The 13,386-nt window shown below is 39.2% G+C and carries 15 protein-coding genes and 1 pseudogene; 9 read left to right on the forward strand and 7 right to left on the reverse strand.

Annotated elements, in window-relative coordinates; genetic code table 11:
* Nucleotides 1-2: 2 nt before the first annotated feature.
* Nucleotides 3-797, forward strand: a complete 795-nt coding sequence (locus HYG88_RS06180; RefSeq protein ID WP_178882775.1) for a hydroxypyruvate isomerase family protein — start codon at nt 3-5, stop codon at nt 795-797.
* A gap of 81 nt (nt 798-878) precedes the next feature.
* Nucleotides 879-1,277, forward strand: a complete 399-nt coding sequence (gene rsfS / locus HYG88_RS06185) for a ribosome silencing factor (protein ID WP_087547704.1) — start codon at nt 879-881, stop codon at nt 1,275-1,277.
* 40 nt (nt 1,278-1,317) lie between these two features.
* On the opposite strand, the gene HYG88_RS06190 is transcribed toward rsfS, so the two are convergent.
* Together HYG88_RS06190 and HYG88_RS06195 are read right to left on the reverse strand one after the other, a co-directional pair.
* Nucleotides 1,318-1,932 (reverse strand): hypothetical protein, encoded by a 615-nt coding sequence (locus HYG88_RS06190; RefSeq protein ID WP_178882776.1) that lies wholly within the window; start codon nt 1,930-1,932, stop codon nt 1,318-1,320.
* A gap of 12 nt (nt 1,933-1,944) precedes the next feature.
* Nucleotides 1,945-3,267 carry an ammonium transporter gene (locus HYG88_RS06195; protein ID WP_178882777.1) on the reverse strand — a complete coding sequence of 441 codons (1,323 nt, stop codon included), beginning with the start codon at nt 3,265-3,267 and terminating at the stop codon, nt 1,945-1,947.
* Nucleotides 3,268-3,529: 262 nt separating this feature from the next.
* On the opposite strand from HYG88_RS06195, the gene HYG88_RS06200 reads away from it, so the two are divergent.
* The gene (locus tag HYG88_RS06200) at nt 3,530-4,351 is read left to right on the forward strand and encodes an SDR family NAD(P)-dependent oxidoreductase (RefSeq protein WP_178882778.1); all 822 of its coding nucleotides are present in this window, start codon (nt 3,530-3,532) and stop codon (nt 4,349-4,351) included.
* A gap of 59 nt (nt 4,352-4,410) precedes the next feature.
* Here the strand turns inward: HYG88_RS06200 and HYG88_RS06205 are convergent, their stop codons facing one another.
* From HYG88_RS06205 to soxR, 4 genes and pseudogenes are all read right to left on the reverse strand, one after another.
* On the reverse strand, nt 4,411-5,865 hold the full coding sequence (locus tag HYG88_RS06205) for an NAD(P)(+) transhydrogenase (Re/Si-specific) subunit beta (RefSeq protein WP_087545589.1): 1,455 nt from the start codon (nt 5,863-5,865) through the stop codon (nt 4,411-4,413).
* 3 nt (nt 5,866-5,868) lie between these two features.
* A complete protein-coding gene (locus tag HYG88_RS06210; protein WP_004881735.1) occupies nt 5,869-6,192 on the reverse strand; it encodes a proton-translocating transhydrogenase family protein in 324 nt (107 codons plus the stop codon).
* An 11-nt stretch (nt 6,193-6,203) separates the two neighbouring features.
* Complete coding sequence (locus HYG88_RS06215; protein ID WP_178882779.1) at nt 6,204-7,331, reverse strand: Re/Si-specific NAD(P)(+) transhydrogenase subunit alpha; 1,128 nt, start codon at nt 7,329-7,331, stop codon at nt 6,204-6,206.
* 697 nt (nt 7,332-8,028) lie between these two features.
* Nucleotides 8,029-8,470 (reverse strand): annotated as a pseudogene (gene soxR, locus HYG88_RS06220) (redox-sensitive transcriptional activator SoxR).
* A 71-nt stretch (nt 8,471-8,541) separates the two neighbouring features.
* On the opposite strand from soxR, the gene HYG88_RS06225 reads away from it, so the two are divergent.
* Together HYG88_RS06225 and HYG88_RS06230 are read left to right on the forward strand one after the other, a co-directional pair.
* On the forward strand, nt 8,542-8,961 hold the full coding sequence (locus HYG88_RS06225) for a RidA family protein (protein WP_178882780.1): 420 nt from the start codon (nt 8,542-8,544) through the stop codon (nt 8,959-8,961).
* A gap of 20 nt (nt 8,962-8,981) precedes the next feature.
* Nucleotides 8,982-10,181 (forward strand): MFS transporter, encoded by a 1,200-nt coding sequence (locus HYG88_RS06230; RefSeq protein ID WP_178882781.1) that lies wholly within the window; start codon nt 8,982-8,984, stop codon nt 10,179-10,181.
* A gap of 139 nt (nt 10,182-10,320) precedes the next feature.
* Here HYG88_RS06230 and orn read toward each other — a convergent pair whose 3' ends face one another.
* The gene (orn, locus tag HYG88_RS06235) at nt 10,321-10,875 is read right to left on the reverse strand and encodes an oligoribonuclease (RefSeq protein WP_034601948.1); all 555 of its coding nucleotides are present in this window, start codon (nt 10,873-10,875) and stop codon (nt 10,321-10,323) included.
* Nucleotides 10,876-10,999: 124 nt separating this feature from the next.
* Here orn and rsgA point away from each other — a divergent pair, with 124 nt between their 5' ends.
* The 4 genes from rsgA (at nt 11,000) to secB (ending at nt 13,329) form a co-directional block, all read left to right on the forward strand.
* Nucleotides 11,000-12,058 (forward strand): ribosome small subunit-dependent GTPase A, encoded by a 1,059-nt coding sequence (gene rsgA, locus HYG88_RS06240; RefSeq protein ID WP_005164291.1) that lies wholly within the window; start codon nt 11,000-11,002, stop codon nt 12,056-12,058.
* 94 nt (nt 12,059-12,152) lie between these two features.
* A complete protein-coding gene (locus HYG88_RS06245; protein WP_005164290.1) occupies nt 12,153-12,569 on the forward strand; it encodes a rhodanese-like domain-containing protein in 417 nt (138 codons plus the stop codon).
* Between the two features lie 11 nt (nt 12,570-12,580).
* Nucleotides 12,581-12,841 carry a glutaredoxin 3 gene (gene grxC, locus HYG88_RS06250; protein WP_004664142.1) on the forward strand — a complete coding sequence of 87 codons (261 nt, stop codon included), beginning with the start codon at nt 12,581-12,583 and terminating at the stop codon, nt 12,839-12,841.
* A 29-nt stretch (nt 12,842-12,870) separates the two neighbouring features.
* The gene (secB, locus tag HYG88_RS06255; RefSeq protein WP_005164288.1) at nt 12,871-13,329 is read left to right on the forward strand and encodes a protein-export chaperone SecB; all 459 of its coding nucleotides are present in this window, start codon (nt 12,871-12,873) and stop codon (nt 13,327-13,329) included.
* Nucleotides 13,330-13,386: the final 57 nt, after the last annotated feature.

The raw sequence follows: 13,386 nt of genomic DNA on the forward strand, positions 1-13,386 counted from the left end.
ATATGAGCCATCTTGCAGTCAATTTGTCGATGATTTTTACGGAAGTCCCTTTGATTGAGCGTTTTGCTTTAGCCCATGCACATGGCTTCCAACATATCGAAATTCAGTTCCCATATGAATTAGAAATTTTTGACATTCAAACTCAGCTTGAACAATACGATCTTTCTCTTTGCCTCATTAATGTGCCTGCTGGCGATTTAATGCAGGGCGGTAATGGTCTAGCAGGTATTCCTGGAAAAGAAATTGAATTCCATCATGCCCTTATGCTTGCAATTCGTTATGCAAAGGCTCTGAATGTTCCTCGAGTCAATATTTTAGCGGGTAAACAGCCTCAAGATGCTGACCTCTTACCCTGTTTAAATACCTTAGCAAGCAATTTGAAACTTGCTTGCCACATGCTCAGTGAACAAGGTATTGAACCCATTTTTGAAATGATTAATGGCACAGATATGCCACGTTTTCTAGTTCAGAATATCGCTCAAGCCCAAGAAATGCTGGAAGTCGTCAACCATCCTGCTTTAAAAATGCAGTACGATTGTTACCATATGGCAATGATGGGTGAAGAGATTTTGGCTGGATTACAGGAAAATTTACATCAAATTGGACATATCCAATTTGCCGATTATCCAAATCGACATGAACCTGACACAGGAAATATTCCCTATAAGCAAATTTTTGACTGGTTACGTCAAAGTGACTATCAAGGTTATATTGGTGCAGAATACCGACCAAAAACTCAATCAGATCAATCTTTTGCATGGAAAGAAAAGTACTTTTCCAATGACGTGAATACATAAACTGTTACTGCTGAAATTTGAATTTTATAGAGAAAAACGGTATATTTGACGATGAGCAATTGTCAGGAAAATATACCCTCTATGAATTTAGAACCATCGCCCAGCGCTTCTAATTCTCACGACCTAAAAATCAAAACAGCAAACAAAGATGTACATGCTTGTTTAAAAGTTGTACATGAAGCCCTTACTGATGTAAAAGCCAAAGATATTCTAGAACTTGATGTAAGTTCTATTAGCAATATTGCCGATGCGATTGTAATTGCAAGCGGAACATCTACTCGTCACGTCAAAGCACTTGCTGACAATGTTGCTGATGAAGCACGTAAAGCAGGTTTTCGCCCAATTGGTGTTGAGGGTGAACGAGACGCTGAATGGATCCTAATTGATCTAGGGTTCGTTGTTGTACACGTTATGCTACCTACCGCCCGTAAGTTCTATGACTTAGAAAGTTTGTGGCGTGTACCAGAATCAGTAGCGTAATGCTCAAAAAAGCGACCCAAATTGGTCGCTTTTTTTATATTCATAGTAACTGTTTTAAATCAATTTCAGGATATTGTTGCTTCACTGTATTCTTAATCTGCGCATAGAGCTGATCAGCTTTATTTGGTCCATAAAAATCACAATAAATGGCATAAAAAATTGTAATCAGTTCAGCATAGAGTGTTTGAGGTATTTGATTAAGACAATTTTTTTCTGAACCATCAATAAATCGATAAGCAGCCAATAAGCGATGCTTTTTCATTTTCACCCCCAATTCATCTACGAACTCTAAATAATCATTCCGATGAACTGACTTTAAAATTGTGATAATAAAATCATAAAAAGCTTGAAATAAATCTACAGGCTGCTCTTCTTCCGCAATCACCACATCTAGATCGTCTTTAACCTCAAGATGTTGCTGCTTTTCAACAATCGATATTTCATGCAAGACCTGACGCAACATGTCTTTGCGGACCAACTGCAACTCATGTGTTGTACAAATTTCACTTAAAAAACGGTTTAATACAAAAGAAGGCTGATGACCATATTCACTTTCCCAATAGTGTAAAACACGTTGCAACACGTTATCTGGCAAAAATTGGGATAATCCTTTTGTGACTGCCTGCTTCTTTTGTTCAATTGTTAGTTCCACCATAGCAATCACCCCTTAATGCCGATGAGTGATGTTTTCAGTCTCAAAAGTCACATCTCTTTGAAACTCAGGATAAGATAACTCCGCATGTTCAGTGTAGTCCAAACCACGTTGTTCATGTTGTTGTGAAACTCGCAAACCACCCAAGAGCTTATCGAGTAATTTAAACATAATAAAAGATGCACCAAATCCCCAAATCAATGCAGCCCCCACACCTAAGGCCTGAACAAGAATAATATCTAAATTAAATAGTGCTTTTTCAAAGAAAATACCTGCGGCTAATGTCCCCCATGCACCACAAACACCATGAACAGTGACAGCATCCACCACATCATCTAATTGCATCTTTTCTATAAATTGTGGAACAAAGGTAATTAAAAATCCAGCGATTGCCCCTGTGATAATGGCAAACGGCGGTGACATTGTGGCACATCCTGCCGTAATTGCGACTAGGCCCGCTAATGAAGCATTAATCGTATGACGCATCAAGACTGCTTTTGATTGAAGCAGTGCAAAAATCATATAAGTTGAAGCTGCCGCACACGCAGCAAGATGTGTATTCAATGCAATACGCCCAATACTAACACTAGCTGCAACGGTTGAAGCGGCATTAAAACCAAACCAAGCAAACCACAAAATAAAGCCTCCTAATGCAACGAGAGGTAAGTTATGCCCTGCTAAAAAATGGCTTTGCCCTTTGCGACCAAATCGACCTAAACGTGGTCCTAACACGATAATGCCTGCCAGTGCCACCCAACCACCAATTGAATGCACGACTGTTGAACCTGCAAAATCAATGAAACCCAGAGCTTTTAACCAACCATCTCCACCAAACAACCCTCCCCAAGCCCAACTTCCAAATATCGGATAAATCACACCACTGACAAAGATGGCACTCACCACATAAGCAACAAAATGGATACGCTCTGCCATCGCACCACTTGCAATCGTGGTTGCTGTTGCTGCAAACATCATTTGGAAAAATAATAAATTCCAATGCCAGTCATCTAATTGACTCGGCATAAAATATCCCCATCCTATCCAGCCTGTTTGATTTAAACCGAACATCAACCCAAAACCAAATAGCCAAAAAATGATGCCACCTATACAGGTGTCCATATAATTTTTCATAAGAACATTAACGGTATTCTTACTACGAACAGATCCACTTTCAATCAAAGCAAATCCTGCTTGCATAAAGAAAACTAAAATTCCACCAACAACCACCCACACGCTATCCAAGGAAAGGCGAATTTCTTGAATATTAGGTGCAGTTTCGGCAAAAGTAGCGGAAGAGAGAAACAACAGAAATGGCAAAATCAATACGACATTTTTCATATAATCCCCCTAAAAAAGAACAAGAAATTAAATGCAAAGAGAATGCCAAAATAGACTTCATTTATTCAAAAAATTTATTGGTTTATATTTATCTATCATAAAAAAGCGATTTAACATTCTTATTGATGATTAAAGTTTTTTACTCAAAGTACAAAGATGAGCTATTGGTAATTTTAAAAATTGACATGACAAATTGTCAAATTTAACGCACTATAACACCACCTTAGAACTCGGTTAATAAAAAGTATCACAGGAGTAACACATGAAGGTCTTGATTACAGGTGCAAATACAGGAATTGGCTTTGCTACAGCGGAGCAATTGGTCAAACAAGGACAGCATGTCATTCTTGCCTGCCGCAATCCTCAAAAAGCACAAGCTGCACAAGAAAAATTACGTAAACTTGATCAAGCACAAGTAGACTTAGTTTCACTTGATTTAAATAGTCTTGAACAAACCCGAAAAGCGGCAGATCAAATCGCTAATCAATATGGCAATCTAGATGTTTTAATCAACAATGCTGGCCTTTTTGCCAAAACCAAGCAACTCACTGCTGATGGATTTGAACAACAATTTGGGGTGAATTATCTCGGTCACTTTCTTTTGACGCAAAAACTACTCCCAGTATTAGAAAAAGCACCTAAAGCCCGAATCGTACATCTTGCTTCGATTGCACATTGGGCGGGTTCAATCAAACCTAATAAGTTCCGTGCAGAAGGTTTTTACAATCCGCTGTTTTATTATGGGCAGTCTAAGTTAGCGAATCTTTTATTCAGCAATGCACTGGCTGAACAAATGGCAAACAGTACAATTACCAATAATGCTTTACATCCAGGCGGTGTTGCATCAGATATCTATAGAGAACTCCCTAAACCAGTATACGAAGTTATGAAAATCTGTTTAGTACCCACCTCGGTTCCTGCAAAGTTAATTACAGATATGGCTATTGCAGATCATTGGGCAAATCGTAATGGTGAATATGTCAGTGCAGATATGCCAGACTGGAAATCACCACATGCTAAAAACCAACAGCTTGCGCGCGATCTTTATACTCAATCTATGGATCTTGTAGAAAAATATCTTTAATTAAATCGAAAATAAAAAAGCCACCCAAGGGTGGCTTTTTCAATCCTGATAGGGTCAGATTAGTGACCACCACCATTGATTGCTTTTGTCATATCTTCAACAACTTTCTTGGCATCACCGAAGATCATCATCGTTTTTTCGTTATAGAACAAGTCATTGTCCAAGCCAGCATAACCTGTTGCCATAGAACGTTTGATCACCATGATGGTACGTGCTTTATGCGCTTCAAGAATCGGCATACCATAGATTGGTGAGCTTGGATCATCTTTTGCCGCTGGGTTAACAACGTCATTCGCACCAATCACAAGTACTACGTCTGTTGCAGGGAAGTCTGAGTTGATCTCATCCATCTCTAAGATGTCTTCATACGCAACATCAGCTTCAGCAAGTAATACGTTCATGTGACCAGGCATACGACCAGCAACTGGGTGAATCGCAAAACGTACTGTTACGCCTTGTTCTTTTAAGATTTCACATAATTCTTTAACTGCATTCTGTGCACGACCTTGCGCCATACCATAACCAGGTACAATCACAACGCTGTCTGCATTTGACATCAAGAAACCTGCGTCATCTGCTGAACCAGAACGATAGTTACGTTGAACTTGTTCGCCTTTGTCCGCTGTGGCAACTGCTGCACCACCCATCGCACCACCAAACAAGACGTTGATGATTGAACGGTTCATCGCCTTACACATGATGTAAGAAAGAATTGCACCAGAAGAACCTACAAGTGAACCCGCAACGATCAACATATTGTTTTCAAGTGTAAAACCAATACCTGCTGCAGCCCAACCAGAGAATGAGTTCAAAAGTGATACCACAACTGGCATATCACCACCACCGACTGGCGCAATCCACACCCAGCCAAATGCAAGTGCAAGTGCTGTCATTGCCCAGAATGCAGTCATATTACCCGTAGTGAAGAAGTAGAAACCACATGCAAGCATCGCAATAAAGATGATTGCTTGAACTGGTTTAACCCATGCACCAGAAATTGTTTTTGCCCATTTTTTCGCAGCTAATTTACCGTAAGCAAATACAGACGCAGTAAATGTAATCGCACCAACGAAACAGCCAACAAACAATTCAAATAAATGAACTGGACTCATATGTGCGTGCTGAACACCAGCAGCAGTTAAAGCAGCTTCATTTTGTTCAAATAATACATTGAGTTGGTTGTTGTGTAGAATCGCAGCAATCGCAATTAATACTGCAGCCAAACCGACGAGAGAGTGCATCAATGCAACCGTCTCAGGCATTTGCGTCATTGGAACTGTTCTCGCACGTGCGATACCAACAACAGCACCCAACACCATTGCACCGCCAATCATCCAAACTACTGGATGCTCAGCAACAAAGAAGGTTGTGACTACAGCAATCGCCATTGCGATCATACCGTAGCGGTTACCTGCAATTGCAGTCTTAGGGCCAGACAAGCCACGTAAAGTTAAGATAAAGAGGACAGCACCAATCAGGTAGAACCAATCCGCATAGTCTCGAATAAATTCCATTGCTTAGCCCTCTTTTTTCTTTTGCTTCGGCTTGAACATTTCAAGCATACGAGCAGTTACAGCAAAGCCACCAAAAATGTTGATACTTGCCAAGAACACAGCAACAGCACCTAAGATGCTTACAACATTTACACTTTGGAATGCTACATTGGCATCAACACCAATTGCAGGCATACCCACGGTTTGGATCATTGCCCCAACGATAATGATTGAAGACAATGCGTTCGTTACCGCCATAAGTGGTGTATGTAACGCAGGTGTTACTCCCCAAACTACGTAGTAACCTACGAAGATGGCAAGGACGAAAATTGTAATCGTTTCAACCATGAGAACTCTCCTTAACCGCGCTTGAGCAGTACTTGACCGCCATGAGTCACGAGTAACGCTTTTTGGATTTCTTCTTCTGGATTAATCGCAAAGTTTTTGTCTTTGTCGAATAATGTTTCAAGGAAGTTAAAAACGTTACGTGCATACAATGCAGATGCTTCAGTTGCAACTGTGCCTGGAATGTTTGGAATACCCAAAATTTTCACACCATTTTCAGTAACAACAGTTTCGCCTTCTTTAGAACCTTCAACGTTACCACCCGTTTCAACTGCCATATCTAAAATGACAGAACCCGGTTTCATCTTGGCAACAGTTTCAGCCTTGATCAGACGCGGAGCATTACGACCCGGAATCAATGCAGTCGTGATTACGATGTCAGCATTTGATACAGCTTTATCTACAATCGCAGCTTGATCTTTGATGTATTGCTCACCCGGCTGCCAACCATAACCGCTTTTCGCAGCTTCAGCAGCACGTTGTTTTTCTTCGTCTGACATTGGTACGTCTAACCATTTACCACCTAAAGACTCAACTTGTTCTTTAGCCGTTGGACGTAAGTCAGTTGCTTCTACAACCGCACCTAAACGTTTTGCAGTCGCAATCGCTTGAAGACCAGCAACACCAACACCCATGATCACAACACGCGCAGGTTTTACGGTACCCGCAGCAGTCATTAACATTGGGAACATACGTTGATATTCAGCCGCAGCTAACAATACAGATTTATAACCCGCTAAGTTTGCTTGAGAAGAAAGTACATCCATATTTTGTGCACGTGAAAGCGTACGAGGAAGTAACTCTAAAGCAAAAGCAGACACTTGCTGAGTAGCAAACTGGTCTAATTCTGGATTGCGGTAAGGGTCAAACATAGCTATTACAGTTGTATTTGCCGCAAGTTTTTGAATTTCGTCACCTTTAGGGGCACGTACCTTCAAAATAATTTGGCTGCCTGTATAAGCATCGTCCGTAATAGTTGCGCCAACTTGTTCATAAGCACTGTCAATATAGGCTGCTTTAACACCAGCGCCACGTTGAATGACAATGCTATGACCTGCGTTAATCAACTTCTTAACTGTTTCTGGTGTTGCCGCTACACGACTTTCACCTGCAACAGTTTCGGTTGGGATTCCGATCTGCATGAGCGTTCCTCAAGCTAGTTTTTCTTAAGTAAACATCGCAAGTAGCAATGTTTCCCCCAGGAGTATTCTTTGTTGAATTTTGGATTCTAATGGAACTTTTTTAAAATTCCACCCAATATTTATTTAATAAATACCTATATTTTGAACTGATGATTCAGATTAATGTTTGCAACTTATATAATCAGCATGTTTGCCTACTTATAAGTAAAAAAACTTTATCTTTATATACCATATAAGTAAATCTGATTATTTAAACAAACTCACCAGCTCACTATCTTTTTCAGTCATCAACAACAGATAAAAAAGTAAGGTATAAATAATAAATCAGGACTTTGTTGCATCAATGACTTATAATCAATACAAATTACTTATCTGGTTTAGATATTGAACGTATTGTGATTTATAAATCATCCGAATCTGCATCATAATCATGCAATTAATCGGTGGGATTGGCTTCTTAGAACATTTATAGCGTTTTTAGAGCGACTTCGATCAAATTTTTACAGATAAAATCATCGATTAGTAAAGACTAAGCAAATCATTCAAAATGATCCAAAGATGCGAATAGAGATCAATCAAGATAATTATCAAAAATAAATGTAAAAATTTTAAATGGCATTTTTTCAAGTGATATTTGTATGATTTTGTCTAGTAAAACCTCAAAAAACGCACAAAATTAGTGCAATAAAATCATCTTTTAAAATTCTGACTCATTTTTTTGATTCATTAAAAATAAAATTTCTTGAAAATGTGCACCTATTGCCCCCTCTCCCAGACAATCTTCAGGATTTCGCAAAAGATATTGCTCCAAAGAGAAACAACCACAACCGATAAATTGATCCAATTGCCCTTGCCACTCTTGTGACATAATTTGCCAATCTTTTTCGTAGCCACTTGTTGCTTTGGTAAGATACTCAGCGTTTGTTTTATTTGTTTTAAACTGATCCCAACCTATTGAGCTGCTTTTATAATTGCAATTCGCCTAAGCATCGCACGCTGATACCTACGCTGATCCCCCTCCGTTCTAGTACTCCAAATCAGATTTTTTCTTCATAAAAACGAATCGTTGGAACACTTACGCCGCTACGTTTTGCAAGTTTTCCGATACTAAGCCATGTTTCTGAGGAATATTGTTTCAAAATTTCCTTGATCTCTAGTTAACTTGAACTTTGATACTAGCAGATATCATATTTTATAAAGATGTACCGTAATGAATAAAATAAATACTCAAGCCTTTCAAATAATTCATCCTGAAGCGCTCTATCATCCTAAAAGCAATGGATATAGTCATATTGCTGTTGTGAAACCGAATATGCGAATTATTCATCTTGCGGGGCAAGGTGGAGAAAATAAAAATGGTGAACTTTCACCTTTTTTTGACCAACAGGTACAACAAGTCTTTTATAATATTCAACAGGCTTTAGCCTCAATTCAAGCAACACTTTCAGATATTGCCGTGTTACGTGTTCTGATTGTTGATCATGACACTCAGAAACATCAGCTGGTGATTAAAACAATAGTGGATCTTTGGAAAACTTATGAATTCCCTGTTTGTACACTTATTCCAGTCAAAGGCTTAGCATTACCAGAAATGCAAATTGAAATCGAAGCGACTGCGTATACTGCCTAAGAACCAGAGAAGAGAATATTATGTCAAACGCCCAAAATATGAGTCAAAATAAAGCCTTACTCTGGTTTATGGCAACAGCATGTGGTTTATGCGCAGGTGCAAACTATTATAGCCAACCCTTAATTCACTCCATTCAGCAATTTTTTGCAGTGACAGAGGGGCAAGCAGCCCTGACTGTAACTTTTGCTCAAGTTTCTTATGCGCTCGGTTTGCTCTTTATTGTTCCAATGGGCGATGTCGTTAATAAGACCAAATTTATTCCGCTCTTAATGGCATTATGTGCGGTAGGCCTATTTATTTGTGCTTTCTCTGTGAATCTACCAATGCTTTGGATTGGTACAATTCTAGTTGGACTATTTTCTGTCGCTGCTCAAGTGTTAATTCCACTCGCAACCATGACTGTTGAACCAGAAAAAACAGGTGAAGTGGTTGGCTTTCTCATGAGTGGTTTATTGGTTGGTATTTTACTTTCCACAAGTCTTGCAGGGCTGTTTTCAAATTTGTTTCATTGGAAAGTCATTTATGTCGTGAGTGGTATTTTAATATTGATTTTGGCTTATGCACTGAAAAGTCGACTTCCATATGTTATGCGAATCAAAATGGATTACAGACAAATTTTTGTCTCTATGGCTGAATTATTAAAACAAGAAAAACGTTTGCTATTACGTGCATTGACAGGTGCTTTTGCATTTGCGGCAGTCAGTATTTTGTACTCAACGATTGCTTTATTGCTCACAGCAGCACATCATCTTCCTGACCTTGTTATTGGAATGGTTAGCCTTGTCGGTATTTTCGGCGCATTATCAACTCAATATATAGGTCGTTACGCTGACCAAGGTTATACCAAACAATTAACTTGGATCGGTTGTGGCTTGTTCATCCTCAGTTGGATTTGTTTCTATTTTGCACAAACTTTTCTATTCAGCTACATTCTTGGATTTGCAGTTATCCAATTGGCTTTAGCGCTTGTCCATACTAGTAATCAAAGTATTATTTTCCGTTTAAGACCTGATGCAAAATCTCGAATTAATGCCATCTATATGACGGCGTATTTTACAGGCGGTGCTTGTGGCTCTGCACTTGGGATTTTTTCATGGAATCATGGTGGTTGGACAATGACGTGCATCGCTGGAATAAGTCTTGTTTTTGCCTGTATACTTTTTAGTTTATTGGATAATTACTTAATTTATAAAAATGAAAATACTGCAAATAATTGCTAGGCTTCAAACTAAAATCACTTATCAATCAATGCATACATCAAAAATTCACCCCAAAACAATCAGCTTAATGCTCATTATTTTGGGGTTACCATTTTATTAGCAAATATCACAGCTAACTACTTTTGAGAATCAATGACTTTTAATGATTCATAATAAAAAAGTATTCACGGTAATATTTTAATTCAGCAATCGAATCACGAATGTCATCCATTGCCAAGTGTGAGGCATTTTTCTTTAAACCACTCATAATTTCAGGTCTCCAGCGTTTCGCTAACTCTTTCACAGAAGACACATCTAAATTACGGTAGTGGAAAAATTGTTCCAACTCTGGCATTAAACGATGCAAGAAACGGCGATCTTGGCAAATCGAATTACCACACATCGGTGAAGATTTTGGATTGACCCATTTCTTTAAGAACTCAAGTGTTTGCTGCTCTACATCTTGTGCATTCAACTTGCTGCGACGTACACGCTCGATTAAACCAGATTGACCATGTTGCTTGGTATTCCACTCATCCATTGCATTCAAAATGAGATCTGATTGATGAACAGCTAAAACAGGCCCTTCAGCTAAAATATTAAGGTTGTCATCTGTAATAATTGTTGCAATTTCAATAATCTTGTCATTATCAGTATCAAGACCTGTCATTTCAAGGTCAATCCAAATTAATCGTGTATCTGGGGTGCTGCTCATAAATAGCGATTCTAAAGGGCTTAAAAACATCAATAGTAGCAAATTAATTACATCTTGGCTGTAATTCTATAGTGGCTTCATGCTATTTTTGCGATCTTCAAAGTGTGGATTTTTTGGGACATGAATGGCTTTAATTCGTAAGCGTCGTTTAACTGAACAACAACAGCGTCGTATTGAGAAACAACACAAATCCCGTCAAGACGACATTGATACATCGCAAGATTTAGATGGGCTGGTTGTTCAGCATTATGGTCGTCAACTCGAAGTGCAAGCCTTATCGGTTCCAGAACAGCATCCTGAAAAACCACAAATTGCCGAAGGTGAACCAGAACCATTCTGGAAACCAATCGAGTTAGACAGTATCTGGCGCTGTCATACTCGTACTAATTTAGAACTCTTGGTTACAGGTGATCGAGTAAAGTGGCAAGCAGATCCGAATACGGGCTTAGGTATTATTACTGCGATTTATCCAAGGCAATCATTGCTCACTCGACCAGATCGTTATCATAAAGTTAAACCTGTTGCGGCAAATATTAGCCTGATTGTGATTGTATTTGCGCCGTTACCAGAACCTGCTCCAACATTGATTGACCGTTATCTAGTGGCCTGTGCCGATGCCAACATTCCTGCGTTATTGGTACTCAACAAATCAGATTTACTGACTGACCATGATCCTATTCTCACGATGCTCAGTGAGTATGAAACTTTGGGTTATGAAACCCTGATTTGTCATTCTCGTGGTGATCTATCTGAGTTATCTACACGTTTGGATAATGAGACGGTGGCTTTCGTTGGGCAGTCTGGTGTCGGTAAAAGCTCGCTCATCAATACCATCGTTCCAGATGCTGCACAGAAAACCAATGTGATTTCCGAAAATTCAGCACTTGGTCAGCACACCACCACCTCAACGCGTTTGATTAAATTTGGAACAAACGGTGCGCTCATTGATTCTCCTGGAATTCGCGAATTTGGGTTATGGCATCTCAGTTTAGAAAAGGTACGTACAGGTTTTCCCGACATCGAAGCCCATTTAGGGCTGTGTCAGTTCCGTAACTGCACCCATACCCATGAGAAAAATTGTGCCCTAAAACAAGCGGTTGACGCAGGCGAAATTTTGCCGCGTCGTTTAGACAGTTACCTACGCCTCATTGATGAGATTCAAGAAGCGCAGCAAAAAAGTTAGTTTTCTTCAAGTTTTGCCCTTGAACTAACATTTTTGATCACCATAGAGATAAGTTATACTCAGGGTCAATTTTGATTTTAACTTTAGGTGACTTGTGGAACGCTGGTTAGAGTTTATGGGGAATCACCCCTTCTTGTTTGGTGCGCTCGGCGTGTTAATTGTGTTGTTCTTTATTTTAGAAGGACAACGCAATGGCCGTAAAATTTCACCACAATCACTCGGTATTTTGGTCAAGGCAAAAAATGCTATGTTGATCGACTTACGTGATGCGAAAGATTTCCGTGATGGTCACATCAGCGGTAGCCGTAACATTCCATATAGCCAAATCACAAGTCATGTAGATGAATTAAAAGCAAGTGATCGTCCATTGGTATTTATATGTAACTTAGGTCAAGTTGCGGGTGCAGCATTACAAAAAGTTGCGCATGCAGATAGCTATCGTCTAGATGGTGGTATCAGCAACTGGAAAGCTCAAGGCTTACCCTTAGTTAAAAGTAAAACCAAAGCTTAAGGAGAGATAAAATGACAACCTCAAACGTCACAATTTATTCAACGCTTTCTTGTCCATATTGCGTACGCGCAAAACAATTATTGGAGCGTAAAGGCGTTGCTTATAAAGAAATTAATCTTTCCAACGAAGCCCCTGAAGTTCGTATTGAGTTAATGCAACGTACCAATCATCGTACTGTGCCTCAAATTTTTATTAAAGATCAATTTATCGGTGGTTTTGATCAACTTTATGCCTTAGAGCGTGAAGGTAAACTCGACCAATTATTAGCTTAACAACACACTCCAAGATTTAAGGAAAAACAATGAGCGAAGAACAAGTTCAACCACAACTCGCGTTAGAACGTATTTATACAAAAGACATTTCTTTTGAGGTTCCTGGTGCGCAAGTATTTACTAAACAATGGCAGCCAGAACTCAATATCAATTTATCTTCTTCAGCAGAAAAAATTGATCCAACACACTATGAAGTGTCTTTAAAAGTTGTGGTTCAAGCCACGAATGAAGGTGAGACCGCATTCATTGTTGATGTAACTCAATCAGGTATTTTCCTTATTGATGGTGTAGAAGAAGATCGCCTTCCTTACATCTTAGGTGCATACTGCCCAAATATTCTATTCCCATTCTTACGTGAGTCTGTAAATGACTTAGTCACTAAGGGTAGCTTCCCACAATTGTTACTTACACCAATTAACTTTGATGCTGAGTTCGAAGCAAACATGCAACGTTTACAAGCGGATGCTGATGCACAAGGTCAAGCATAATTACGCTGATCATAGTATTAAAAAAGGACTGATTTTCAGTCCTTTTTTATTGTCAAA

Origin of the sequence: Acinetobacter sp. SwsAc4, assembly GCF_013391535.1 — a bacterium.
GTDB lineage: Bacteria > Pseudomonadota > Gammaproteobacteria > Pseudomonadales > Moraxellaceae > Acinetobacter.

Bases quoted from the DNA above. Each gene is read 5' to 3' on its own strand.
- HYG88_RS06215 (WP_178882779.1), bottom strand. From the start codon at position 7,331: ATGCAGATCGGAATCCCAACCGAAACTGTTGCAGGTGAAAGTCGTGTA.
- HYG88_RS06210 (WP_004881735.1), bottom strand. From the start codon at position 6,192: ATGGTTGAAACGATTACAATTTTCGTCCTTGCCATCTTCGTAGGTTAC.
- grxC (WP_004664142.1), top strand. From the start codon at position 12,581: ATGACAACCTCAAACGTCACAATTTATTCAACGCTTTCTTGTCCATAT.
- orn (WP_034601948.1), bottom strand. From the start codon at position 10,875: ATGAGCAGCACCCCAGATACACGATTAATTTGGATTGACCTTGAAATG.
- HYG88_RS06225 (WP_178882780.1), top strand. From the start codon at position 8,542: ATGAATAAAATAAATACTCAAGCCTTTCAAATAATTCATCCTGAAGCG.
- HYG88_RS06180 (WP_178882775.1), top strand. From the start codon at position 3: ATGAGCCATCTTGCAGTCAATTTGTCGATGATTTTTACGGAAGTCCCT.
- HYG88_RS06190 (WP_178882776.1), bottom strand. From the start codon at position 1,932: ATGGTGGAACTAACAATTGAACAAAAGAAGCAGGCAGTCACAAAAGGA.
- HYG88_RS06195 (WP_178882777.1), bottom strand. From the start codon at position 3,267: ATGAAAAATGTCGTATTGATTTTGCCATTTCTGTTGTTTCTCTCTTCC.
- HYG88_RS06205 (WP_087545589.1), bottom strand. From the start codon at position 5,865: ATGGAATTTATTCGAGACTATGCGGATTGGTTCTACCTGATTGGTGCT.
- rsgA (WP_005164291.1), top strand. From the start codon at position 11,000: ATGGCTTTAATTCGTAAGCGTCGTTTAACTGAACAACAACAGCGTCGT.
- HYG88_RS06200 (WP_178882778.1), top strand. From the start codon at position 3,530: ATGAAGGTCTTGATTACAGGTGCAAATACAGGAATTGGCTTTGCTACA.
- HYG88_RS06230 (WP_178882781.1), top strand. From the start codon at position 8,982: ATGTCAAACGCCCAAAATATGAGTCAAAATAAAGCCTTACTCTGGTTT.
- rsfS (WP_087547704.1), top strand. From the start codon at position 879: ATGAATTTAGAACCATCGCCCAGCGCTTCTAATTCTCACGACCTAAAA.
- secB (WP_005164288.1), top strand. From the start codon at position 12,871: ATGAGCGAAGAACAAGTTCAACCACAACTCGCGTTAGAACGTATTTAT.